This window comes from Caballeronia sp. KNU42, assembly GCF_053760385.1.
On the sequence record NZ_CM132388.1, the window covers coordinates 1,893,900 to 1,918,809 of the forward strand.

Below are 24,910 nucleotides of genomic sequence, written 5' to 3' on the forward strand. Positions count from 1 at the left end.
GTGCACGGGGTTGCAGCTTCTCGTTAAAGGCTGACGAGGATATTTGTTGTGTAAGCACCCGGCAATCTCATCTGGTTTTCTATTCTTTGGCGTAAGAGCATACGTTTCCACGATCAGGAAGCGGACACGTGCACACTATTTCCCAAGACATTCCGACCGGGCGCACGCGGCGCACCTACAGCACCTCGTTTAAGTCAGAGCTTATCGAACAATGTCGCCAGGTTGGCGTCTCATGTTCAGCCGTGGCGATTTCGCATGGTCTGAACCCCAATGTGCTGCGGCGTTGGATTAAAGATGCCGCCGATTCCAGTGACGCTGCGCCGCCCGCACCCAAATCGGTTGTTGTCGACGTAAAGCCTGCCTTCGTCGCGTTGCCAATGACCGCGCCGATAGCTCAAGCGCCCGACGCGGCGCAAGCGAACGTGCGTATCGACATTCAGCGCAATGGCACAACCGTGTCAGTGCTGTGGCCGCAGCTTTGCTTGGGTGACAGCGCAGCTTGGGTTCGGGAGGTGCTGCGATGATCCGCATCGACGCCATTTGGCTTGCGACCGAGCCCCTCGATATGCGTGCCGGCGCTGATACCATCCTTGCTCGCGTGGTGAAGGTATTTGGGTCCGCACGGCCACATCATGCATATCTGTTTGCCAATCAGCGCTCGACGCGCATGAAGGTCCTGGTGTACGACGGTTTTGGCGTCTGGCTTGCCGCACGACGCTTGAACAAAGGTCATTTCGTTTGGGCCAATGGTCATAGTGATATTGCTGAGACGTTAAATCTCGAGCAACTGCGCGCACTCGTGATCGGGCTGCCCTGGCAGACGTTGGCGCACGACCACGTAATCGCGGTGGTATAGCAAATGACGTAAACAGTTTCGATTCCCCCGGCGTGCAGGTGCTGGCAAACTTGGGGGCATGAATTCACCCACTGATCTCGATGCCCTGAACCCCGATCAACTGCGCGCACTTGCGCGGCAGTTGATGACCCAGGTCGACGAGAAGACGCGTGAATCGCACTACCGCCAAACGCGCATTGACCAGCTCACCCATGAGCTCTCGGTCATCAAACGCCTGCAATTCGGCAGACGTAGCGAACAGTTCACTGCCGAGCAGTTGAGCCTGCTCGACGAAGCGATTGACGAGGATTTGGCAGCGCTTGAGGCCGAGTTGAATGAACTTCGTTCGGACGCCCCGCAGGAGAAGCCCCGCAAGCAGGCCAAACGCTTGCCGTTGCCGCCCCAGTTGCCGCGCACTGACATCCATCACGAGCCGACGGAGTTGAGCTGCCCCTGTGGCTGCCAACGCGTGCGCATCGGCGAGGATATCAGTGAGAAGCTCGACTACACTCCGGGCGTGTTCACTGTTGAGCGCCACATCCGTGGGAAGTGGGCATGTAAAGCGTGCGAGACGTTGATCCAGGCGCCGGTGCCACCGCATGTGATCGACAAAGGGATTCCGACGAATGGCTTGCTCGCGCAGGTGTTGGTTGCCAAATACGGCGACCACCTTCCTCTGTACCGGCAGGAACGCATCTTCGCCCGGGCTGGCCTAGCAATTCCACAATCGACGCTCGGCGGCTGGGTGGGCGTATGCGGTGTACGTTTGCAGCCCTTGGTCGACGCACTTCGCGAGGAACTGCTGCGCCACAGCGTCTTACATGCAGACGAAACACCGGTGCGGATGTTGAGCCCCGGCAAAGGGAAGACGCATAGCGCCTATTTATGGGCCTACACGTCGACTCAGTTTGCAGAGGTGCGCGCTGTCGTGTACGAGTTCGCCGACGGCAGATCTGGCGAACATGCCCGCGCCTTCTTGGGCAACTGGCGTGGCAAGCTGGTCGTCGACGATTACAGCGGCTATAAAGCAGGATTCAAACTGGGCATCACGGAAATTGGCTGCATGGCGCACGCGCGGAGAAAATTCTTCGATCTGCATGCGAGCAAGAAGAGCCAGATCGCCGAGCAGGCATTGAAATTCTTCGTGGCGCTTTACGACGTGGAGCGCGACGCTGCCGAGTTAGACCCTGAGCAACGACGAGCGATTCGTGAGGAGCGAGGCCGGCCAATTGCACAGGCGTTGCACGTCTGGATGCTCGCACAGCGCAAACTTGTCTCCGAGGGCTCGCCGATCGCCAAAGCACTGGACTACAACCTCAAGCGTTGGCAGGCGCTCACGCGCTATCTCGACGATCCTCACGTGCCCATCGATAACAATCGAATCGAGAATCTGATTAGACCTTGGGCAATCGGACGGGCGAACTGGTTATTTGCAGGTTCTCTACGCGCTGGTCAACGAGCCGCTGCCATCATGAGTCTGGTGCGTTCCGCACAGCTCAACGGGCACGACCCGTACGCATACTTAAAAGACGTCCTCACGCGGTTGCCGACACAGCGGGCCGATAAGATCGCCGAATTGCTTCCCCATAACTGGGTACCATCTGTACCCTGATTGAGCTCACCCCTGACTTTGCCGGGCGCTTACTTTGTTGTTTCCGCCGCCTCCACCAAATAGCCTTGTGGTAGTACCTAAGTGTGACCAAAACCCCCGCGCAGCTTGAGCTGCGCGGGGGTTTTGTTCGTTGGTTTTCGCGAAAGAGGCGAGAGCCGCGCTGTCGTCGTCAGGCCGCTTCTGGATGCAGTCGGATACCGAGGGCTCGCATAACCTTGAGCAACGTTGAGAAATCCGGACTGCGTTCACCGGAAAGCGCCTTGTACAGGCTTTCACGCGACAGACCCGCATCCCGTGCGACCTTTGTCATGCCGCGTGCACGAGCGACATCTCCGAGGGCTTTGGCGATAAAGCTCGCATCGTCGCCAGCCTCTTCGAAAGCAGCCTCAATGTACAGAAGCATCTCCTCTTCGGTGCGCAGATGTTCAGCGACATCGTATGGGATAATTTTAATGGGCATGGTTCAATCCTCCAGTTCGCGAGCCATACGAAGTGCACGCGCGATATCGTTTTGCTGCGCGCTCTTGTTGCCGCCACATAGCAGCAGGATGAAAACGCCTTTACGCTGCACGTAGTACACCCGATATCCGGGGCCGATATCAACGCGTAGTTCGGAAACGCCTTCACCGACTGGCTTAACGTCGCCGGGGTTCCCGTCAGCCAGGCGGCGAATCCTGATTGAATCCGCGCACGCGCGCGAACATCACGCAGGCCGTCAATCCATCGTGCAAATTCGGGGGTCTGCAGCAGTTCGATCATTCGTTGAGGTGTTTAATGTAGCCTACTGGCTACGCCTTATCAAGTCGCGCCGTCTGTAATACATCCTTGAAGCCAGAGTCTTGGTCAATGCGCAGTTGGTTGCCGCCACCAGCGGCTGATGGTTGCCAGGGTTGCCCGTCGACAGCTGATGGATTCGTCGTCGAATCAGAATCCGGCAGCAGGTTCGGGAAGCGATTAGCTAGAACGTACACTCGCGGCCCCTCCTTCGCCGTTCAGCAGACAAAATTTGACAGCTGCCGACCCCGTGCCACGAAGTGATGCGATCCGGCGCCGCGCGCTGCGTGCAAGTGGGTATCACCGGGTATGCCGCAGAAGGCCGCCGCCCAAAAACAAAAACGCGCCGCCGAAAATCCGGCGACGCGTTTCACATCGAATCTATCTGGTTCAGCTGAATCAGCTCAGCCCTTCCCGCATTTTTAGACGGCTATTTCGAGTTGCGGTGGCATGAAGGTTTTAAGCCAGCAGCACACAGCAAACCCGCAGCTTCAATACCAGCCGACACGTGCGAGCCTAAACTCGGTCATCAGCGGTCCAGCCAGCTCACTGATCCTGCGGACACTGCAAGTTACAACCATTCGGATCGCCCAAATCACCGCGCTTGCGCTTCGCCGACACGCCGTTCTGATACTTGTCCGACGGCGCGGAAGCGGCAAACTGCAACTGCGGGTGTTCTTTCAGTCGAAACTGGTCCTGCAAAATGCCACCGGGAACACCCGGTGAATTCTGGGCAAAAGCGACGGGCACAAAGGCGACGGCGCTAACAACGAACGCGATCAACGCGGCAACGCTTAAAAGCAATTTCATGGCAGCAGTAACGGTGAGTAAAACGGTCGTCGGTTAAACGTTTGGCCAGCGGCATCTCCGGCATGCTGAGAGGCGACACGACATCGCACGTAACACCACGAGCCTGCCAAGCCAACCATCAGGTTAACGTAATTCTAAACATAAGGCTTCGGATTGGCCGAACAGACCGGGTCTAAATGGTTACCGCACGTTTCCGGTCGCTCCGCTGAGCGCCGCCTCGAGCTCAAGCAGTTGCCCGCAAAAAGCGGGATCATAACCCTCCAGATGCGCCACGCTGTCACGGAACGCATCGCTGCGCAGCACTTCCAGCAGACCGCTGAGTCCCGCGTCGTCGAGTTTGTCGCGGTTGCACGCGAACAAGTAGTCCTCTTCGATAATCGGAATGAAGTCCAGCGCAAACTGCTGCGCGGCCGGCTGCACGCCGAAGCCAAGATCGGCCATGCCGCTCGCGACAAATGCCGCGATGGCCGAGTGTGTCAGCTCAGCGGTGGCGTAGCCGTTGATCGACGCGGGATCGACGCCAATCTGGCGCAGCGCCAGATCCAGCAGCATGCGCGTGCCCGATCCGGGCTGGCGGTTGACGAAGCGGATATCGTCGCGGGCGAGATCGTGCAAACCGCGTATGCCTTTGGGATTGCCCTTCGGCAGAAACAGGCCCTGCGTGCGCCGCGTCAGATGAATCAGCCGATGCCGCCCCGCGTCGAGCCACGGCCGGTAGATCTCGGCGCAACTCGCGCGGAATTCTCCGATCGGCAAGTGAAAACCTGCCAGCTCGCACTCGCCGCGCGCGAGCGAGGTGACGGCTTCTGCGCTCTCGCGGTACTTGATGTCGGCGGGAATCTGCTTTCTCGCCAGCGCGCCCACCAACGCCGCGACGGCGTACCCGTGCGAGGCGTGAATCCGTATCTCGGTAATGGCGCGCGACAGCCGCCGGTTCAGTTCGCCGGCCACTTCGCTAGCCAACGCCTGAAGCGGCCCGTCGAGCCGCTCGTTCGACAAGCGCTGCGCCCGCAGCACGGCTTCACCGAGCTCTGACAGCACCGACCCGCGGCCACGCGATTTCGTAATCAGCGCTCCGCCCAAGTGCGTCTCTATGTCGCGCAAAAGTCCCCACGCGTGCCGATAGGACAAACCCTTAGCCGACGCGGCTTGCGCAATGCTTCCCGTCTGCGAAACCAGCAGCAAAAGCGGCACGGCCGCGCTGAGACTGGCTTCGCGGCCCGCAGCGTCCCGCAGGACCAGCTCCGTACGGCATTCGACATCGATCATATGCAGTCCCAGTTCCTATTGCCATCGACCGGCTAGCCTCGTATCTTGCATATCACGGGCTCGGTGCAGCAAATTATAAGACCGATATATGCATTTATAAAACATATGCCGAGCAATGGAGATTCCCCACAATGGTCCAGATGCCTCACAACCACCAAACTCAGCCGGCCGGTACGCCCGATGAGCGCGTCGCGCGCCATCTGAAAAAGGGTGCGTCGCTGCTCGCCGTGCTGCACGCCATTCAGGATGAAGCCGGCTACATTCCCGCCGATGTCATCGCCCCGCTCGCTCAGGCCATGTCGCTGTCGCGCGCGGAAGTGCACGGCGTGATTACCTACTACCACCATTTCCGCTCCGAGCCGCCCGCGCGCGTGACTGTGCAGTTGTGTCGCGCCGAGGCTTGCAGGAGCATGGGAACGGAATCGCTCGCGGCGCATATCGAAGGGCATACGGGGTGCAAGTTCGATTCCGGTCATCAGGTCGATACCGAGCTCGAGACCGTGTATTGCCTCGGGCAATGCGCGCTGTCGCCGGCGATGACCATCAACGGCGAGCTGCATGCCCGCGTCACGCCCAAGAAGTTCGAGCGGCTGTATGAAGCGGCGCGCGCAAGCGCGGAGGACCTGGTATGACGCGCATCTACGTCCCTTGCGATTCGTCGGCACTGGCGCTTGGCGCTGATGCTGTCGCGCTGGCAGTTGCCATTGAAGCTCAGGCACGCGGGATCGAAGTCGAGATCGTGCGCAACGGTTCGCGCGGCATGCTGTGGCTCGAACCGCTGATTGAGGTTGAGACGGCAGAAGGCCGTATCGGGTATTCGAATGTGGATGAAGAAGATGTCGCCGCGCTCTTCGATGCCGACCTCACAAATGGCGGCGCGCATCAAAAGCGCGTCGGCGTGGTCGATACGCTGCCGTGGCTAGCCAGGCAACAACGCCTGACGTTTGCGCGCATCGGCATCACGGACCCGCTTTCCACCGATGACTACGTGAAGCATGGCGGCCTCGAAGGTTTGCGCAAAGCGCTTGAAACCGATGGCGATGCCGCCTGCGAAGCCCTGCTCGAATCGGGCCTGCGCGGACGCGGCGGTGCGGCGTTCCCGGCCGGTATCAAGTGGCGCACGGTGCGGGCCGCACTGGCGCCGCAAAAGTACATTGTCTGCAACGCCGACGAAGGCGATTCCGGCACGTTCTCGGACCGGCTGGTCATGGAAAGCGACCCGTACATGTTGATCGAAGGGATGATCATCGCGGGGATCGTGACCCGGGCGACGAAGGGTTATATCTATGTACGAAGCGAATATCCGCACGCGATTGCAACGCTGAATCGCGCCATCGATAAAGCCCGCGACGCCGGCTGGCTCGGCACAAGCGTGCTCGGCAGCGACAAAACGTTCGAACTGGAAGTGGCCAAAGGCGCCGGCTCGTATGTCTGCGGTGAAGAAACGGCGTTGCTGGAATCGCTGGAAGGCAAGCGCGGCGTAGTCCGCGCGAAGCCACCGGTGCCGGCCTTGGTCGGTTTGTTCGGCCAGCCGACCGTCATCAATAACGTCATTACACTGGCGACCGTGCCCATCATTTTTGCCAAAGGCGCAGCGTTTTATCGCGACTTCGGCATGGGCCGCTCGCGCGGCACGCTGCCGTTCCAGATTGCTGGCAATGTGAAGCAAGGCGGCCTCGTGGAGCTGGCGTTCGGCGTGACGTTGCGCGAGCTTATCTATGAATATGGCGGCGGCACGGCCAGCGGCCGGCCGGCGCGCGCCGCGCAAGTCGGTGGTCCGCTCGGCACGTATCTGCCCGAAAGCCAATGGGATATCCCCATGGACTACGAAGCTTATGCGGCGGTCGGCGCCGTGGTCGGGCACGGCGGTATCGTGATTCATGACGACACGTCGAATCTTGCCGATCTCGCCCAGTACGCGATGCACTTTTGCGCCGTCGAGTCGTGCGGCAAATGCACGCCCTGCCGCATTGGCTCCACGCGCGGCGTTGAAGTCATCGCGAAGATCCGTGCTGGCGATACCTCGCCGAAACAAGTGACCCTGCTGCGCGATCTCTGCGACACCATGGTTTCTGGCTCGCTCTGCGCGATGGGCGGCATGACGCCGTATCCGGTGCTCTCGGCACTCGACCATTTCCCCGAAGACTTCGGTCTTTCCAAAAAGCCGTCGCAGAAAGCGGCTTAAAAGAAGGAACACAACCATGTCCAATTCATCCTGCGGTTCCGGCAATTGCGCGTGCAAGACGAAACTGCGTGATCCCTTCGACGATACCGACTACGGCACACCGCTGCGCCATGCGGATATCGACGTGACGCTCGACATCGACGGAACGTCGGTGACCGTGCCGGCGGGAACGTCGGTGATGCGAGCAGCGATCGAAGCCGGCGTCAACGTGCCGAAACTCTGCGCAACGGATTCGCTTGAGCCATTCGGTTCGTGCCGTCTGTGCCTGGTTGAAATTGAAGGCAAGCGCGGATATCCGGCGTCGTGCACGACGCCCGTGGAAGCCGGCATGAAAGTGCGCACGCAGACGAACAAGCTGCAATCGCTGCGCAAGAACGTGATGGAGTTGTATATCTCCGATCACCCGCTCGACTGTCTCACCTGCCCCGCCAACGGCGACTGCGAATTGCAGGACATGGCGGGCGTGGTCGGCTTGCGCGAGGTTCGTTACGGCTACGAAGGCGCGAACCACCTGAAGGACAAGAAGGACGAATCGAATCCGTATTTCACGTACGACGCGTCGAAGTGCATCGTGTGTAATCGATGCGTGCGCGCCTGCGAGGAAACGCAAGGGACGTTCGCGCTGACCATCGCGGGACGCGGTTTTGAATCGCGCGTGGCCGCGAGTGAAAACCAGCCGTTCATGGAATCTGAATGTGTGTCGTGCGGCGCGTGCGTGGCGGCTTGCCCGACTGCGACGCTGCAGGAAAAGACGGTGATCATGCTCGGCCAGCCCGAGCATTCGGTTGTCACGACGTGCGCGTATTGCGGCGTCGGATGTTCGTTGAAAGCCGAGATGAAAGGCAGCGAAGTCGTGCGCATGGTGCCGAACAAGAACGGCCAGGCAAACGATGGTCACGCGTGCGTCAAAGGCCGCTTTGCGTGGGGTTACGCCACGCACAAGGACCGCATCACCAAGCCGATGATCCGCGCCAAGATCACCGATCCGTGGCGTGAAGTGAGCTGGGAAGAAGCGCTCTCGTACGCGGCCAGCGAATTCCGTCGCATCCAGGACAAGCATGGCGTGGATTCGATTGGCGGGATTACATCGTCGAGATGTACGAACGAGGAAACCTACCTCGTGCAGAAACTCGTGCGCGCGGCGTTCGGCAACAACAATGTGGATACCTGTGCGCGCGTTTGTCACTCACCGACCGGTTATGGCCTGAAGACGACGCTGGGTGAATCGGCGGGAACGCAGACTTTCGCGTCCGTCGAGAAAGCCGATGTGATCGTCGTGATCGGAGCGAACCCGACCGATGGCCATCCGGTGTTTGCATCGCGGCTGAAGCGCCGCGTGCGTGAAGGCGCACAACTGATCGTGGTCGATCCGCGTCGGATCGATATCGTGAATACGCCGCATGTGAAGGCCTCTCATCATCTGGCATTGCGGCCGGGCACGAACGTCGCCATGGTCAACGCGCTCGCACACACGATCGTGACCGAGGGCCTGGTGAAGGAAGATTTCGTGGCCGAGCGCTGCGAACCGCGCGCGTTCCAGCAATGGCGCGACTTCGTCACGCTCGAAGAGAATTCGCCGGAAGCCATGGAAGCCATCACCGGCGTGCCGGCGCAATCGGTACGCGAAGCCGCGCGCATTTATGCGAATGCAGGCAACGGCGCGATTTACTACGGCCTGGGCGTGACGGAACATGCGCAAGGCTCGACGACGGTCATGGGTATCGCGAACCTCGCGATGGCCACCGGCAACGTCGGCCGTGAAGGCGTGGGCGTGAATCCGCTGCGTGGTCAGAACAACGTGCAGGGTTCCTGCGACATGGGTTCGTTCCCGCATGAGTTGCCGGGTTATCGGCATATCGGCAATGCGGCCGTGCGCGCATTGTTCGAAGAAGCGTGGAGCGTGAAGCTGCAATCGGAGCCAGGCCTGCGCATTCCGAACATGTTCGATGCCGCCGTGCATGGCAGCTTCCTTGGCCTGTATTGCCAGGGCGAGGACATTGTTCAATCCGATCCGAACACGCAACATGTATCGAAGGCTTTGTCGTCGATGGAATGCATCGTCGTGCAGGACATCTTCCTGAACGAGACGGCCAAGTACGCGCACGTGTTCCTGCCGGGTTCATCGTTCCTCGAAAAGGACGGCACGTTCACCAACGCCGAACGACGCATCTCGCGCGTGCGCAAAGTGATGCCGCCGTTGCCGGGTCTCGCCGACTGGGAAGTCACGATCAAGCTCGCCCGCGCGCTCGGTTATGAAATGAACTACACGCATCCGTCGCAGATCATGGACGAAATCGCGCGCCTCACGCCCACGTTCACCGGCGTGTCGTATAAGCGACTCGACGAACTCGGCAGCATCCAGTGGCCGTGCAACGAGCATGCACCGGACGGCACGCCGACGATGCATATCGACGAATTCGTGCGCGGCAAGGGCCGCTTCGTCATCACGAAGTTCATTGCGACGCCGGAGAAGGTCACGCGCAAGTTCCCGCTGCTGCTGACCACGGGCCGCATTTTGTCGCAGTACAACGTGGGGGCGCAGACGCGGCGCACGGAGAACTCGCGCTGGCATGACGAGGATCGGCTGGAGATTCATCCGCATGACGCCGAGGATCGCGGCATCAAGCAGGACGATTGGGTCGGGATTGAATCGCGTGCCGGACAGACCGTGCTGCGCGCAAAGATCACCGAGCGGATGCAACCGGGCGTGGTGTACACGACGTTCCACTTCCCGGAGTCCGGCGCGAACGTGATCACGACCGACTCCTCCGATTGGGCCACGAATTGTCCCGAGTACAAGGTGACGGCGGTGCAGGTGATGCCGGTGGAACAGCCATCGCAATGGCAGAAGGATTACTCGCGCTTCAACACGCAGCAGTTGGAGTTTCTCGATCTTCGTGATTCAACGGTGGCCCCGGTGGTGCCTGCCACGTCGTCGGGGAAATAACCATGGATGTGAACAGCCTGATCGTGATGGCGAACCAGATCGGTGAATTCTTCGATTCGATGCCGGATCGCGCGGAAGCGGTGGATAGCGTAGCCGATCACATCCACAAGTTCTGGGCGCCCCGGATGCGAATTGCGCTGCTCAACGGGTTGGACGATCCGGGCATTGCTTCGCAGCTCGAACCTATCGTGCTGGAAGCGCTGACGAAACATCGGGTGGTGTTGACGCCGGCGGGGACAACCGCATAAACAGCGCCCGCGCTTTTCTGAATGGACCTCCCCGTGCGGTCCATTTTTTTTGCCGCTCCTTAATCAAGTTTAATCAGCTACAATCGTGCTGATTAAACTTGATTAAGGAGGCAATATGCCTCGCACAATGACCGCGCATGTGGAAGACGTGTTGGCAGAGCGTGTAGACGAGCTCGCGAAACGGCTGGATAGGCCACGCGGTTGGCTAATCAGCAAAGCACTTGAACAATTTGTTGACCTCGAAGACACGCGGGATCGCTTAACCCGCGAGGGCATGGCAAGCCTTCGCGCGGGCGCGGGCATTCCTCACGCCGAGGTAAAAGCTTGGGCCGAAAGCCTGAATACTGATAACCCTCTGCCGTTGCCGAAATCAAAGCGTGGCGATTAACGTCACGTGGTCCCAGGAAGCGCTGGACGACTTGAAACGCTTACACGATTTCATGGCGCTCAATAACCCGAGCGTAGCCGCACAGAGCACCATTGAACTGATCGACGGGGCTGACTTCGTCGCGAACAACCCCGGTCTCGCCGTGACGCTACCGCAGTTCGCACCAGCAGACATCCGCAGGGCATTCGTGAGCAGGTACGAGATCCGCTTTGAGTTTGACTTGCCACGCAATGCAATAGATGTGGTGCGTATTTTTAGTCAGCGGGAAGACCGCTGATTTCTGAAGTTATTGTGTTGGTGTCGGGGGCGGCCATCGCTTAACCCCTCACTCCTCCCGCGGCTGCGTCGAACCGAACCACGTCTCGCAATGACGCAGCAGCGCCTGCGTATCCGCTGGCGCTCGTCCTCTCGCCGCAATATACCCATCGGGACGCACAAGATAAAAACATGGCCGCGTGCGCCCGTACGCATCGGTCAAGGAATTCGCGTTGTTGCTGTCGTTATCGGTGATGCGCCACACGCGCACGGTATTCGGCAACACCTCCTCCACCAATACCGCCAGCTCATCCAGATCCTTATCACGGATAGCTTGCGCTGCGGTGAGCGTCGCCGGCGCCATCGCAATGTCATTCTCCGGCGACAGGTTCACGAGCAAGAACAACGAGAAGCACGCGGGATCGTGGAGATCGAACAGACAGCCCACGCCCGGCGCCCGTCCAAGCGGGCCATCGATGACATGCACCCACGCATCCGGCGCACGCTCCCCCGCACGCGGACCGCCGTCGAGCAACCGATCCAGCGTCAGCGGACTGCGCCGGTATTGAATCGACAACTCGCTGACCGTGCGCCGAGCGGCATCACGCAACGGGCCGATCGCCGATAAAGCCGGCATCACGCGGTCGCGAATCAGCTTCATCGGCCCATGCTCCGCGGCCGCCATTTGCGTCATGAAGCTGGATTGCCGCAGCACGTCGCGCTCGATCGGATGACGCTCGTCGTGGTACGTATCGAGCAAACGGTCAGGCGCGACCCCGGCCAGCATCCGCGCGATCTTCCAGCCAAGATTGAACGACTCCTGAATGCCCGTGTTCATGCCTTGGGCACCGGCCGGACTATGGACATGCGCGGCATCGCCGGCGAGAAAAACGCGACCCGAACGCAGCCGGTCGGCCATGCGGTTATTCAGATGAAAACACGACGACCACTGAAGACCAGTCACCGTCACTCGATGATGAATGCGCCGTTCAATAATCCCCCGGCATTCGTCGAGCGTCGGCGCCGAGTTTTTATCCGGACTGTCCATCCCGTGGTCGGGTGCAGCATCCGACGCCCCCCGCTTGTCGGCGATCAGGCGCGTGCGGCCGCCGCCCATCGGAAACAAGGTCGCGATTCCCTCGCCGGACGCGAAGATATGAAATTCGTCGTCGGGCCATTCGGTATCGGCTTGCAGGTCGGCGAGCAGGAAAGTCTGCTCGAAAGTCTTGCCCGCGAACTGAATGTCCAGGCCGTGGCGCACCGTGCTATGCGCGCCGTCCGCTCCAATCAGGTAGGACGGGTGGATCGATTCTTCAGCGCCGTTCCAATGCTGCACGGCCGCCTCCAGCCCCGCCGATCCCTGCCGGAAACGCATCAATTCCGCGCCACGCTCGATGCGCACGCCGAACGACGCAAGGTGCTCCGTCATCAGGCGTTCGGTGACGGATTGATCGAGAAAAAGCAGATACGGATACCGCGTTTGCAAAGGATCGAAGTCGAGCCGCGCCAGGCGCTGGCCGTTCGAATAGAGGTTCGCAACGCGCGCCCGGTGACCGACTTCGAGAAACGGTTCAACCAGCCGATGTTGCTCGAAGAGTTCCAGCGTACGCGCCTGGATGCCGATGGCGCGTGACCACGGCGAGGGTTCGCGGGCTTTGTCGATGAGACGCACCGGAATACCGGCGCGCGACAAACTCATTGCGGCGGCGAGGCCCGTGGGACCGGCGCCGGCGATCAGGACCGGCGGTACGTCGAGGATTTTGTGTCGATTCGGCGTCTGCGCGAGCATGCGCTTCTCCCTCAAACTTCACAGCACCCAGTGTACGCCGGTCGCCTCGCGCGAACGACCGCTCGCTCAATGCGAGTGATGAGCCTGAGGTCCCGCCGGCGAACGTTCGTGCAGCGAACAGTGATGCTCGGTCGTGCCCCGTTCCACCTGCAGCGTGGCATGGTTCATCGCGTGATCGCGGCGCAAGGTCGCCACGATCCCGTCCACGAAACCATCGCCGGGATGGCCTTCGGGCATCACCAGATGCGCGGTCATGGCGTTTTCCGTGGTGGACAGCGCCCAGACGTGGAGATCGTGGACGTCGGTGACGCCCGGCACACCCGCCAGATACCGTTCGATACCCTGCTTGTCCACGTTCGGCGGCACCGCGCCCATGGCCAGGCACATCGCGTCGCGGCCGAGGCTCCACGTGCCCACCACGATCACGCCGACCACGATGATGCTCATCACCGGATCGATCCAGCTCGCGCCGGTGAACAGGATCACGAGGCCGCTGATGGCAACCGCCGCGGAGACGCCGGCGTCGGCAGCCATGTGCAGGAAAGCGCCGCGAACGTTCAGGTCCCCCTTGCTGCCCCGCATGAAAAGCCACGCCGAAAAACCGTTCACGACCATGCCGATCGTTGCAACGATAAACACGTCGAGGCCCGCGACAGGCGCCGGATTGAGCAGGCGCTGCACGGCTTCGAGCACGATCGCACCGCACGCGAAAAGCAGCAGCGCGGCGTTGGCGAGCGAAGCGAGTATCGACGAACTGCCCAGTCCGAACGTGTAGCGCTCCGACGGTTTGCGCGTGCCGAGCCAGACGGCGCCCCAGGCGAGCAGCAGGCCGAGGACATCGGAGAGATTGTGGCCGGCGTCGGCAAGCAGCGCGGTGGAATGGGCGATAAAACCGTACACCGCTTGCACCACCACGATCAGCATGTTCAGCGCGACCGCGATCGCAAATGTCCGGCCCTGCCCCGCTTGCGGCGCGTGATGATGATGGTGGCCGCCGGCGCCGTGGTTGTGGGCGTGTCCCGGTTCATGCTTATGATCGTCAGCATGATCGTGGTCATGCGCATGGCCATCGGCATGCTGGTGTTTGTCTTGTGATTCCATTATTCGTTATCCGGTCGGAAGTCGGCTTGCGGCTCGGCAACGTGTTCGAGCAACTCGGCCAACATGGCGCTGATGTGGTTATCGGCGGCGAGATAGAAAACCTGCTTGCCTTCACGCTCGGCGCGCACGATCCGCGCCGCCCGCAGCAAACGCAGGTGATGACTGACGAGCGAAGCCGACAATCCCAGCGATTCCGCTATTGCCCCCACCGCGCAGCGGCGCTCGACGCACGTCAGCACAATGCGCAGACGCGTGGGATCGCCCAGCAGGCGGAACAGGTCGGCGAGCGGAACAACGCGCTCATCGGTTGCTACAAAGGGGGAAGACAAAATAGATCAGTCAACATATGAACAAGTGTTCACATGTTACAGACATGAATCCGGGTGCGTCAACGCAAAATTCGGGATCGGCGGCGAACGTGTGTAAAAATGAGGCGTTTGCATTCGATTTTCCTCAATGGATACAGTTTTTGCGCGTGGCTTCGCGGCGCATCGCGATGGCCGCCTTACTGAAGCGGAACGCGACTATCAAGCCGCGCTTGCCGCAGAGCCCTCCCACGTCGACGCACTTCATCTGCTCGGCGTGCTGCGCCACCAACAGGGCCAGCACGCGGAAGCAGCCGAACTGGTGCGTCGCGCGGTGGACCTGCGCCCCGCCGATGCCGGTCTGCAGCTCAACCTTGGCAACGCGCTGAAAGCGCTGGGCCGGATTGACGACGCCATCGAGCGATTCCGCAACGCGCTGCATCTGGAACCCGGTTTTTCGCTCGCGCAGTACAACCTCGGCAATGCGTACGCCGCGGCGGGCCGTCACGAAGACGCCGCCGATGCTTTCGAAAAAGCGCTGCGTCTGCAACCGCTGGACGCGGCTACCTGGAACAACTTCGGCAATGCGCTGCTCGGCATGCGTCGTTACGAAGAAGGCGCGAAGGCATTTCGACGCGCGTTGCAGATCCGTCCCGGCCACGCGGGCGCGCACAACAATCTCGGCATGGCGCTCAATTCGCTCGGCGACACGCATGGCGCGATCGAGCAGTTCCGCGCCGCGATGGCGGCCGAGCCGAACTATGTCGCAGCGCATTTCAACCTGGGCAATCTGCTGGACGCCACCGGCCATCCGGACCAGGCCGTCCCGGTGCTCCAGAAAGTACTGCGCATGCAGCCGCAATTCGCGCCGGCGCACTTCGGTTTGGGGCATGCGCTTGCGGCTATCGGCTCGCATGAGGCGGCGTTGCCGCAATTCGAGCGCGCGGTGGGTCTCGATCCGAAGTACGGCGTTGCGTGGGTGGGTCTTGGCAATGCGCATCTGGCGCTCGGTGCGCACAAACCCGCGCTGCGTGCTTTCGATCAAGCCTTGCGGCTCGATCCCGGCCTTGTCGCGGCGAATCTGAACCGGGCGCTGACCTTGCTCGCCCTCGGCGATTACACGCGCGGCCTGCCCGCCTACGAATGGCGCCTGCGCACGCCGGGCAGTATTACGCAGCCGTCGGTGCCAAGGTGGAACGGCGAGCCGCTGCCGCGCCGGACGCTGCAGATTCGCGCGGAACAAGGTTTCGGCGATACGCTGCAGTTCGTTCGTTTCGCCCCCTTCGCGGCGAAGCTCGTCGGACAGGTCGTACTTGAAGTACAGCCGGAACTCGTCGCGTTGCTGGAGCCGGCGGCGCACGCGGCGGGCGTATTGCTGAAGAGCACCACGGCCAACGGTTCGGCTAATGCCACCCCGCTCGCCGATGCAGACGCTTTCTCGCCGTTGTTGAGCTTGCCCCTGGCGCTGGGTGTATCGACCGCCGACAAGGTGCCCGCGCGCACGCCGTATCTCGTGGTGCCGGCGGCTTATCGGAAGAAGTGGCGCGGCTCGCTAGGCGGTCAGTCGAAACGCAAGCTGGGCATTGCATGGTCCGGGCGCATTCAGCCGGGCGAAACGCGCTCGGCGCCGCTTGGCATGCTCGAACCGTTGTTCAGATTGGAAGGCATCGACTGGATCGTCTTGCAGCCCGCGTTGACCGACGAAGAGCGCGCGTTGCTGGACGTTCATCCGCGCGCGCGCTTTATCCAGCGGCTGGAAGGCAAGCTCGAAGATTTCGCGGATACGGCTGCGATCGTGGATCGGCTGGACGGCGTGGTATCCGTCGATACCGCCGTCGCTCACCTGACCGGTGCGCTGGGAAAACCGTTATGGCTGATGCTGCCGTTCGCGGCTGACTGGCGCTGGGGTATCGATACCGCGTCGACTCCGTGGTACCCGAAAGCACGCTTGTTCCGGCAACCCAAACCCGGCGCATGGGACGATGTCATCGGACGGGTTGCGAGCGAGATAAGCGCTCCGTAGTTCGGGTTCAGAAGCGTTGAACACACAAACAAAAATCCCTCGCCATTTGCGAGGGATTTTTGATTTCAAAGCCGGCAAATATCACGCCGTCTTGTATTGACTCCGCGCTTGTGTGGATCGATACAGGACCAGCGTCGCGATCAAACCGCAGACCGCGGCTACGGACATCCACGCGCCCGGTGCCGCCTTGTTGCCGGTCGTGTGAATCAAGTACGTGGAGATGGCAGGCGTGAACCCGCCGATAGTCGTCGCCAGGCTATACGCCAGCGAAAAGCCTGTCGTGCGGACTTCAACCGGCATGACTTCGGTGAGCGCCACGACCATCGCGCCGTTATAGCTGCCGTAGAGAAACGAGAGCCACATCTCCACGCCGAGCAAGCGCAGGAACGACGGATCGGCGACCAGCCACTGCACGGCCGGATACGCTGTGAGGATGGTCAGGATCGTGAAGAACAGCAGCACCGGGCGACGGCCGATGCGGTCGGAAATCGCACCGGAAAGTGGCAGCCACACAAGATTCGACAAGCCGATGAACACCGTCACCACCAGCGCATCAATGGACGAAAGCTTGAGCACTTCCTTGCCGAAGGTCGGCGTGTAGGCGGTGATCATGTAAAACGAAACCGTGGTCATGATGACCATGCCCATGCCGGCGAGCACTATGCCCCAGTTGGAGATCATCGACTTCATGATCTCGCGCATTTCCGGACGATGTTTGCGCGCGAGGAATTCTTCGGTTTCCTGCAACGAACGGCGAATGATGAACAGGAACGGCACGATCAGGCATCCAATGATGAACGGCACGCGCCATCCCCACGCGGTCATCTGGTCGGGCGGCAAAATCCGGCTCATGCCCACGCCGATCAGCGCGGCAAACACCACGGCCACTTGCTGGCTGCCCGACTGCCACGAGCAGTAAAAGCCCTTGTTGCCCTTGGTCGCGATCTCCGAGAGATACACCGACACGCCGCCAAGTTCCACGCCGGCCGAGAAGCCCTGCAGCAAACGCCCGAGCAACACGATGATCGGCGCCAGCACGCCAATGGTCGCGTACCCCGGAATCACCGCAACCAGCAACGTGCCGATCGCCATCATGGTCAGCGTGAGGATCAGGCCCTTGCGTCGTCCGTGATGATCGATATACGCGCCGAGCACGATGGCGCCGATCGGACGCATCAGGAAACCCGCGCCGAACACGGACAACGCGAGCATCAGCGACGCGAATTCGTTACCGCTCGGAAAGTAGGTCTTGGCGATGGCCGACGCGTAATAGCCGTAGACCATGAAGTCGTACATTTCGAGGAAATTGCCGCTGACAACGCGGAACACCGACTTCACTTTCGACTCGTTCGCAGGCGTTGCATGTGACGGGCTGGACATGGTTATCTCAAAAAACAGTGGCCGGATTCAACTGCTGATGCGCGGCTGACCCACCGGATGTTGACGACGACCCGATAGCACTCCATCGGATGCCTGTGTAAGCTTCGCCGTGCTTAAGCCCGTGAATAAACCGGTGAATAAGCCGGCGGAAAATGCTCAATACGATGCGAAAGCGCGATGGACAACCGCCGGTTAACCAAACAATCACTTCAAAACCGTGCACGTCGCCAATGTTACAGCGGGAAAGTGAAATTCGCCTACCCGGAACATCGAGCATGTGCGTGTAAAAACACTTTAAAATCGCATTAGCTATGTCTATCGATAAGCCTACATATTCAGATCCGTCATGGCCCTTCGTCCTGCGGCCAGCGACATCTGCCGACGCGCCACTCATCGCCCGCATGCATGCGCAAAGTTGGGCGTCGGCCTATCGCGGAATTCTGCCGGACGATTTTCTCGATCGGGAAATGTCGGCCGAACGCGAAACCCACTGGAGTACGCGATTTGAAGAACTGGCCGGCGGTGCGGGCGAAGTCGTCATCGCTATGCAGGATGATCAGCCGATCGGCTTTCTTTGCCTCGTCGCGCCGGATGAAAACGGCAGCGTACTTGTAGACAATCTGCACGCACTTCCTGGCGCGAAAGGCAGCGGCCTGGGCACTGCAATGCTTGGTTTCGCAGCGCGTTGGGCGCGCGACCGAGCTGCAACCAGCCTGCATCTGTTTGTGCTCGAGCCAAACGTTGCGGCTATCGGTTTCTATGAGTCTCGCGGATGGAAATTGGCTGGCCGCGAAGACGACACAATGGGCGGCATTGATATCATCGCGCTGCGCTATGTCCTGCCGATCGGCTGATGCCCCAGCGTTTCTTTTGCCTTCGCAGATCGGTCGATGTAATCTCGTTCAACGCCTGCACATCAACTAAAAAGCAAGTATCCGGGAAGTCAGGTGTCGTGCGCCGAAACGTCCGTTGCGTCCGTGTCGAATCAGCGATTTTTTTTCATTCCGAACACCCCTTATTCAAGGAACTAAGAAGGTTCTGAGCGACGCCCAAGCTGGCGCTGGGTATCATCGAGGGCTGTTCTGTGGCGGGTCCGGGCAAGGTGAATTATTCGACACCTTTGCGGCAACAACCGGGCGACGTCCACACGGCTGCCCCACTTGTTCGTTCGTTGAGCAGTCCTGACGCCCGCTTTCGGAAATGAGAAAAAGATGAATGCTCCTATGGTCGTTGTACAAGGCGATCTGCTTCTGCCGACGCTGTTCCCGCTTGCCAGTATGCCGAACGCCGTTTATGGCGAAGAGTGGACGCTCACCGGTACGCGTCCGGCCTTGACTGAATATGAAATTCCGTTTTACGCGGCTCGATTTCTCACGGCATATATCAGCCCACTTTCTCTTCGCAACGATCGTTTCCCGTACACGCCGGCCAGTCTCTGGGGCAAGTTCAAACGCAGCGACGAACTTAACCACGCCGAGCAGGGCTTGAGCGTCGCCCCGATTCCCGTCAGCGAAACACCGCAGGCCGCGGAGCCGGCGCCCTTCGCATTCGAGCCGTTCACTGCGTCCGACGACCGGCATGTGAAAGCGCCGGCGGCCAATAACGATCATCACAAGCAGCTTGCCGGTGGCGCGATCGCGCTGGCATGCGCTGCGTTTATCGCGTGGGCATTGTTCGGTACGAAATTCGGCCATCAGGATACCGAAACGCAAAAGCCTGCGGTCGTGTTGAGCGCTACGCCAACTGTCAAGCCGATCGCTGATTCTGAAACCATTCACGCATCCGATGCGTCAAGCGCAACGGCGGTGGTTGCTTCGGCTTCGGCCTCGCCTTCGACTAGCGCTTCGGCTTCTAATGGCGCCTCGAAGGTGGCTTCAACGGCAGTCAAGACTGTTGCTTCGGCTGGCGCTTCTGCGGCTCGCTCCGCAACTGCGGCGATTGCCGCTTTGCCTGCGGTGCAAAAGGCTGTCGATCTCAGTGGCGCCCAAGGCAACAGCAAGCCGCCGACGCGCACGGTCACGAGTACGAGCACCATGGCTGGCGATGGCCGCGCCAGCGCACCCAATACCATATCGGAACGCGCAACCAAAGTGCGGACAGTTGCACAACCTGTGGAACGCCATGGTTCGAAAGCCAAGGCGAAAAGCAGGCGCGATGCGCATCGGTACGAGGCGATGCATCGGCGGCATGGTCATGAGTATCTGGGTGCGCCGGTTTATCGCAGCACCGGGCATGAAGCACCGCTCGCTTCCCCGGGCCACCGTACGCTTACGCGTGCTGACGCACGCGCCAACCCGACGAGCTCATCGCTTAGCGTCACCGACATGTACAACATGCTCGCGCACTCCGCCGTGCTCGATGACAACAGCGGCGCGCCCCGCCAGCCAGTTCGAGTAGCTCCCCGAGAAGCCGCGGCGTTGCCTTCACCCCGCTCCGGCGCCAGCGATGCACCCAACTGGAATTCCGACTTGAGCCAACGCCGCGTCACCGACACGCCCTCGCAATTCTCCAAGTGAACGGCAACCCCCATGGCCACATCGTGCAACGCGTTTTCTACGCGCGGCGCGATGTGTCGTGAATCGGTCGCCGAAACTTACTCAATCTCAAAGCCTCACCATCAGCCACCTATGAAGTCCCTCACCACTTCCACCCTTCTGAACGCGCTCTTCGTTGCCGTGATCGCGCTCGGCTCATCCGTCGCAATGGCTTATCAGCCCGTCGGCACCCTGCTATCGGCAACCGGCCTTGCTGATCCCGTCCGGCAACCCTCCGCTATCGGTTCCATGGACGATTTTCAGGACGGCTCCGACGCTGCGTCCAACGCGCAGACGCCGAGCAATGTGTCGGAGCTCAAGCAGATGGTCCAGGCCCACAAGCTGACCGAGTTGCGTGTCACGTATAACGGCAACTATGGCGCAGCGCTGTTTTTCTATCCTCAAGAGATGGTGTATTACGTCGCGCTGTTCCAGGACAAGAATTTCTGGCGCGTGGTGAAATCGCAGGACGACGCGCGCGCCGAAACGGCCTACGCGCAGTTCGCCCGCAAAAGCTATGCGTTAGCCGAAGGCGAGATCAAACGCACGCAGTTGCAGGCGCAAAAGGCATTGCTCGAGCGTGTCATTGCGGTATCGAATGATCGGGCGCAGCGCCTGAGCGCCGATCTTTCAATTGCGCGCGCGCAGGAAAGCGAAGTCTCGCAGCGGCAGCAACAGATGCAGGTGGAATCGGCGGCACTACTGAACGAGAAGTCCGCCGCCGAGCGTAAGTTGCTTATGTTGCAACGGCAGGTTCAGCAACTTCAGGATCAGAGCGAAGCAGGACTCGTTCAATAATACTCAAGCTCGATCTGGCGTTTGATCCAGGCGAGCACGTAGTAAATAAAAGGCCGTACCAACTTTCATGTTGGAACGGCCTTTTAGCCTTTCGTCATCGCGCTTAGGGATTCATCACGCGGCGTTTAAACGACGAAACCCTAGAAACGCGTTTCGCGTGCCACGCGCAGGAAGGTATCGAGTAAGGGTGTGCAATCGAGCAACTCGTCGCCGCCCGCTCGATGGAACTCCGGATGCCATTGCACGCCCATCACGAACGGCGCGCGCCGATAACGCACTGCTTCAATAATGCCGTCGTGTGCCGACACAGCCTCGATGTTCAGGTCACGGCCGATCGTCCTCACCGCCTGATGATGGATCGAGTTGACGAGCGCTTCACGGTGACCCGGAAACATGTTGACGAGCGTGGAGCCATCGGGGAAACGAATCGGGTGTCGATGCTGATCGTACTGCTCGTTTACATGCACGCCGGCAGTGGGGACATCGGTTGCAATGTCCTGATAGAGCGTCCCACCGAACGCGACGTTGATTAACTGGCAACCGCGGCATACACCCAGCACGGGCTTGCCCGCCTCGATGAATTCATGCAACAGCTCGAGCTCGTACATGTCACGCACGCGGTCGCCGGGCCATTCGTGACGCGTGGCCGGTTCCGTATAGGACTGTGGCGATACGTCAGCGCCACCTTGCAGCAGCAGGCCGTCCAGCTGTTTCGCGTAGTCGCGCAAGCGAATGTTGCTCGGATGCAGCATGCCCTGATGGCCGACCGTCGGAATCATGAAGACGAGCACGTCGCGCGACATCACCCAATGCGCGATCGATTCCTCGAGATACTGCAGCGTCTTGCCGCGCAGTCCCTTGGCACCCGGTTCAGGATGAAAGATCCGCGCCGACACGCCAATTCTCAATGTTCGCTGCGTGATCCGCTGACCTGCACGGTCGAAGATCTGACGCGCACGCGCCTTAATCACCCGGCCGAAAACCGACCATGCCGAATCACTCTGGCGCAGATATGCTGGCGGCGCCTTCATATCGGGTGCATCGGGTGGAATAGGCGGCGCACGGAATGTGCCGAAATCCGGTGCGGTCGAAAATTCCGGCGGCAAGCTGGAAACGGGCTTCGACGTGACAGTTTCTGTTGCGCTTTCTGTCGTGCTTTCTGTTGCGCTCACGGCTCTCGTTTCGGCTTCCGCTTCGGCTTCAGCGGCTCGCGCCTCGGTGGCGTTTTCGACTTCCGCAGCGAGACTGGCTTGCGCTTCCGTCGCGGTCTGGACTTGCGCGGCGAGGCTCGCCTTTGCATCAAGCGTTTTGCTCGCAGCGGATGCAGACGATGCTGCTGCACGCGCCGCCGTTTCCTGCTGCGCCGTCGCCCTGGCCACTGATGCACGAGCTGCGGCCGCGTCATCGCGTTGCGCCTTGGCAGTATCGACAGGTTCTACCGTCGACGCGCTTGCAGGTGCGTCCGTGGATGCCCGTTCAGCGGCAGTCGCGCTCGGGCCCGGCTGCGCAGCGGCAGCAGAGACATTGGATACCTTTGTGGATGACGAGGGCGCAACGGCCGGTGTTTGACTGCCTGGGATGGACGCCGAGAAATCTGCCGCGGGAGAACCAGTGCCGGGCGTTCCCGGCGCTGACGACTCATTTGAATCGTTTGACTTGTTTTCGCTCATTCCGTTTATAGGCGCGAGGCGCTGTGAGAATGGTCAGAGTTTAATTATCCGCCTCTGGTCCGGGGGCGGCAAACCATCAAACAATTGCTCACATTATCGGGGAAAACAAAGGTTTCATGCTCAAGGATGATCTTTTGGCTCTTCGAGTGTTTCGCGCAGCGCGATCTGCATCGTTGCGTGGATTTTGACGCACCACCGCCACAATACCGCGAGCAATAACGCTGCGCAGACAAGCACCGCGATCATCAAGCCAAACGGCGGCAGGATGCCGCCCGAGAGCACCGTCACCAGCAGGAAAACACCGAACATGGCGAGGATCGGGATCAGGCCGGAAATGGCCGATCGCAACGCGCGCGTGAAACGTCCGGCCTTTGCGGGTTGCACGCTCACTTCGGCGAGCATCAGCGCGAGCGAGCCCAGTTTGCGATACACGGCAACCAGGAACGGCAGGGACACCAGCAACGCCACGCTCCACAGCGCGACACGCTGGGCGTCGTTGGTAGGCAACCAGCGCGACAGATATTCAGTGGCAAACGGCGCCGCGTAGGACGCTGCGAGGAAGATGGCCGCCACCAGCGCGAGATTCACCGCAATCTGCAGCACGATCCGCCGCGTCATGCTGAACAGCGTCGGACCGCCGGTGTCAGGCGAAAGGCTCGCGAGCCATTGCGAGTACAGGCCGAAAGTGTTCGCAACGGGCACGGGCATCGAGCGCGCGATGCGACGCGTGATCGGATCGGCGGCCTTGATCAGATACGGCGTGAACAGCGTGGTCAGCGCCGAAACCGCGACGGCGATCGGATACAGGAAGCTGCTGGTCACTTTCAGCGACAACCCCAGCGACGCGATGATGAACGAGAACTCGCCGATCTGCGCCACGCTCATGCCCACGCGCATCGACGTGCGCCCGTCCCTGCCCGCGAGAAAAGTGCCGAGCCCGCACGACACGATCTTGCCGAACACGACCGCCACCGTGATGACCGCGATCGGCCACCAGTAATCCACAAGTACCGCCGGATTCAGCATCAGGCCGATGGTCACGAAGAAGATGGCGGAGAACATGTCGCGAACCGGCGCGATCAGGTGTTCGATGCGCTTCAGGTTGCGCGATTCCGCCATGATCGCGCCGATCAGGAACGCGCCGAGCGCAATGCTGTAGTCGAGCTTCACGACCAGAAGACAGAAGCCGAAACAGAATCCGAGCACAGTGACGAGCAGCATTTCGTCGCTTTTGGCCTTGGCGACATAATCGAGCGCACGCGGCACGATCAGGATGCCGACCACCATTGACACCGTCATGAACAGCAGCAGCTTGCCCAGCGTGACAAACGCCACGCCCGCCGAGACGGAACCCGTCTGAGCAATGCCCGAGAGCAGTACGAGCATGGCGATGGCCAGAATGTCCTCGACGATCAAAATACCGAAGATCAGTTGCGCGAACGGCTCGCCCTTCATGCCGAGTTCGGAGAGCGCCTTGACGATGATCGTCGTGGACGAAATAGCGAGCATGGCGCCGAGGAACAGCGAATCCATTGCGTTCCAGCCGAACCACTGCCCGATTTCATAGCCGATCCAGATCATCAGCACGATCTCTGACGCCGCCGCGACAAACGCCGTCGCGCCAACCTTGAACAGCTTCTTCAGGCTGAATTCGAGCCCGAGCGAAAACATCAGGAATACCACCCCGAGCTCGCCGAGCGTCTGGATGGTGGCTTCGTCGTGGATAAGCTGGAAGGGCGGCGTGTACGGCCCGATAATCACCCCCGCCACGATGTACCCCAGCACGACCGGCTGCTTCAGACGGTGAAACAACACCGTGACGACGCCCGCAATCGCCATGATTACCGCCAGATCCTGAATAAAGCCGATCGCGTGATGCATCCACAAATCCTTACAAATAGCACACAGGGATGCAGATAGTACCGCAACGGTTTTTTACATTGGTGACGGAAATGGTCAGACGATGGGCAAAGCGAAAGACGCCACC

General features: G+C 60.5%; 23 protein-coding genes. 13 read left to right on the forward strand and 10 right to left on the reverse strand.

Features of this window, described 5'->3' with window-relative positions; genetic code table 11:
* Window positions 1–128: 128 nt before the first annotated feature.
* The 3 genes from ACSOSP_RS08545 to tnpC are packed head-to-tail and all read left to right on the forward strand — an operon-like array spanning window position 129 to window position 2,447.
* Window positions 129–524 carry a transposase gene (locus ACSOSP_RS08545; protein WP_455306983.1) on the forward strand — a complete coding sequence of 132 codons (396 nt, stop codon included), beginning with the start codon at window positions 129–131 and terminating at the stop codon, window positions 522–524.
* Window positions 521–856: an IS66 family insertion sequence element accessory protein TnpB gene (gene tnpB, locus ACSOSP_RS08550; protein ID WP_408501606.1), complete on the forward strand. Its 336-nt coding sequence runs from the start codon at window positions 521–523 to the stop codon at window positions 854–856. Before ACSOSP_RS08545 ends, tnpB begins: the two co-directional genes overlap by 4 nt.
* A gap of 58 nt (window positions 857–914) precedes the next feature.
* Window positions 915–2,447, forward strand: a complete 1,533-nt coding sequence (tnpC, locus tag ACSOSP_RS08555; protein WP_455306981.1) for an IS66 family transposase — start codon at window positions 915–917, stop codon at window positions 2,445–2,447.
* Between the two features lie 169 nt (window positions 2,448–2,616).
* Here tnpC and ACSOSP_RS08560 read toward each other — a convergent pair whose 3' ends face one another.
* The 4 genes from ACSOSP_RS08560 to ACSOSP_RS08575 form a co-directional block, all read right to left on the reverse strand.
* Window positions 2,617–2,907, reverse strand: a complete 291-nt coding sequence (locus tag ACSOSP_RS08560) for an addiction module antidote protein (RefSeq protein ID WP_455310599.1) — start codon at window positions 2,905–2,907, stop codon at window positions 2,617–2,619.
* 3 nt (window positions 2,908–2,910) lie between these two features.
* Window positions 2,911–3,126, reverse strand: a complete 216-nt coding sequence (locus tag ACSOSP_RS08565; protein WP_455310896.1) for a type II toxin-antitoxin system RelE/ParE family toxin — start codon at window positions 3,124–3,126, stop codon at window positions 2,911–2,913.
* Between the two features lie 641 nt (window positions 3,127–3,767).
* Window positions 3,768–4,031: a hypothetical protein gene (locus ACSOSP_RS08570; protein WP_158938312.1), complete on the reverse strand. Its 264-nt coding sequence runs from the start codon at window positions 4,029–4,031 to the stop codon at window positions 3,768–3,770.
* Window positions 4,032–4,211: 180 nt separating this feature from the next.
* Window positions 4,212–5,300, reverse strand: a complete 1,089-nt coding sequence (locus ACSOSP_RS08575; protein ID WP_455310601.1) for a substrate-binding domain-containing protein — start codon at window positions 5,298–5,300, stop codon at window positions 4,212–4,214.
* Window positions 5,301–5,431: 131 nt separating this feature from the next.
* Here ACSOSP_RS08575 and ACSOSP_RS08580 point away from each other — a divergent pair, with 131 nt between their 5' ends.
* The 6 genes from ACSOSP_RS08580 (at window position 5,432) to ACSOSP_RS08605 (ending at window position 11,345) form a co-directional block, all read left to right on the forward strand.
* On the forward strand, window positions 5,432–5,932 hold the full coding sequence (locus ACSOSP_RS08580) for an NAD(P)H-dependent oxidoreductase subunit E (RefSeq protein WP_455310603.1): 501 nt from the start codon (window positions 5,432–5,434) through the stop codon (window positions 5,930–5,932).
* Window positions 5,929–7,485: a formate dehydrogenase beta subunit gene (locus tag ACSOSP_RS08585; protein ID WP_455310604.1), complete on the forward strand. Its 1,557-nt coding sequence runs from the start codon at window positions 5,929–5,931 to the stop codon at window positions 7,483–7,485. Before ACSOSP_RS08580 ends, ACSOSP_RS08585 begins: the two co-directional genes overlap by 4 nt.
* A 16-nt stretch (window positions 7,486–7,501) precedes the next feature.
* Complete coding sequence (fdhF, locus tag ACSOSP_RS08590) at window positions 7,502–10,432, forward strand: formate dehydrogenase subunit alpha (protein ID WP_455310605.1); 2,931 nt, start codon at window positions 7,502–7,504, stop codon at window positions 10,430–10,432.
* Between the two features lie 2 nt (window positions 10,433–10,434).
* On the forward strand, window positions 10,435–10,680 hold the full coding sequence (locus ACSOSP_RS08595) for a formate dehydrogenase subunit delta (protein WP_455310606.1): 246 nt from the start codon (window positions 10,435–10,437) through the stop codon (window positions 10,678–10,680).
* 115 nt (window positions 10,681–10,795) lie between these two features.
* On the forward strand, window positions 10,796–11,068 hold the full coding sequence (locus tag ACSOSP_RS08600; RefSeq protein WP_455310608.1) for a CopG family ribbon-helix-helix protein: 273 nt from the start codon (window positions 10,796–10,798) through the stop codon (window positions 11,066–11,068).
* Window positions 11,058–11,345, forward strand: a complete 288-nt coding sequence (locus ACSOSP_RS08605) for a type II toxin-antitoxin system RelE/ParE family toxin (protein WP_455310609.1) — start codon at window positions 11,058–11,060, stop codon at window positions 11,343–11,345. The genes ACSOSP_RS08600 and ACSOSP_RS08605 overlap by 11 nt, the downstream gene beginning before the upstream one ends.
* 48 nt (window positions 11,346–11,393) lie before the next feature.
* Here the strand turns inward: ACSOSP_RS08605 and ACSOSP_RS08610 are convergent, their stop codons facing one another.
* From ACSOSP_RS08610 to ACSOSP_RS08620, 3 genes are all read right to left on the reverse strand, one after another.
* Window positions 11,394–13,112, reverse strand: a complete 1,719-nt coding sequence (locus ACSOSP_RS08610) for an FAD-dependent monooxygenase (protein ID WP_455310610.1) — start codon at window positions 13,110–13,112, stop codon at window positions 11,394–11,396.
* Window positions 13,113–13,178: 66 nt separating this feature from the next.
* Window positions 13,179–14,213 (reverse strand): cation diffusion facilitator family transporter, encoded by a 1,035-nt coding sequence (locus ACSOSP_RS08615; RefSeq protein ID WP_455310611.1) that lies wholly within the window; start codon window positions 14,211–14,213, stop codon window positions 13,179–13,181.
* Window positions 14,213–14,542 carry an ArsR/SmtB family transcription factor gene (locus ACSOSP_RS08620; RefSeq protein WP_455310612.1) on the reverse strand — a complete coding sequence of 110 codons (330 nt, stop codon included), beginning with the start codon at window positions 14,540–14,542 and terminating at the stop codon, window positions 14,213–14,215. The genes ACSOSP_RS08615 and ACSOSP_RS08620 overlap by 1 nt, the downstream gene beginning before the upstream one ends.
* 127 nt (window positions 14,543–14,669) lie before the next feature.
* Between ACSOSP_RS08620 and ACSOSP_RS08625 the strand changes: the two genes are divergently transcribed.
* Complete coding sequence (locus ACSOSP_RS08625) at window positions 14,670–16,541, forward strand: tetratricopeptide repeat protein (protein WP_455310613.1); 1,872 nt, start codon at window positions 14,670–14,672, stop codon at window positions 16,539–16,541.
* A gap of 81 nt (window positions 16,542–16,622) precedes the next feature.
* On the opposite strand, the gene tcuC is transcribed toward ACSOSP_RS08625, so the two are convergent.
* Window positions 16,623–17,921 carry a tricarballylate/proton symporter TcuC gene (tcuC, locus tag ACSOSP_RS08630; protein WP_455310615.1) on the reverse strand — a complete coding sequence of 433 codons (1,299 nt, stop codon included), beginning with the start codon at window positions 17,919–17,921 and terminating at the stop codon, window positions 16,623–16,625.
* A gap of 311 nt (window positions 17,922–18,232) precedes the next feature.
* Here tcuC and ACSOSP_RS08635 point away from each other — a divergent pair, with 311 nt between their 5' ends.
* The 3 genes from ACSOSP_RS08635 (at window position 18,233) to ACSOSP_RS08645 (ending at window position 21,253) form a co-directional block, all read left to right on the forward strand.
* A complete protein-coding gene (locus tag ACSOSP_RS08635) occupies window positions 18,233–18,775 on the forward strand; it encodes an N-acetyltransferase family protein (RefSeq protein ID WP_455310616.1) in 543 nt (180 codons plus the stop codon).
* Window positions 18,776–19,132: 357 nt separating this feature from the next.
* On the forward strand, window positions 19,133–20,437 hold the full coding sequence (locus ACSOSP_RS08640; protein WP_455310617.1) for a hypothetical protein: 1,305 nt from the start codon (window positions 19,133–19,135) through the stop codon (window positions 20,435–20,437).
* Between the two features lie 111 nt (window positions 20,438–20,548).
* A complete protein-coding gene (locus ACSOSP_RS08645; protein ID WP_455310618.1) occupies window positions 20,549–21,253 on the forward strand; it encodes a DUF2968 domain-containing protein in 705 nt (234 codons plus the stop codon).
* Between the two features lie 140 nt (window positions 21,254–21,393).
* Here ACSOSP_RS08645 and ACSOSP_RS08650 read toward each other — a convergent pair whose 3' ends face one another.
* A complete protein-coding gene (locus tag ACSOSP_RS08650) occupies window positions 21,394–22,923 on the reverse strand; it encodes a gamma-glutamyl-gamma-aminobutyrate hydrolase family protein (RefSeq protein ID WP_455310619.1) in 1,530 nt (509 codons plus the stop codon).
* A 120-nt stretch (window positions 22,924–23,043) separates the two neighbouring features.
* Window positions 23,044–24,804 (reverse strand): cation:proton antiporter, encoded by a 1,761-nt coding sequence (locus ACSOSP_RS08655; protein WP_455310620.1) that lies wholly within the window; start codon window positions 24,802–24,804, stop codon window positions 23,044–23,046.
* Window positions 24,805–24,910 lie beyond the last annotated feature (106 nt).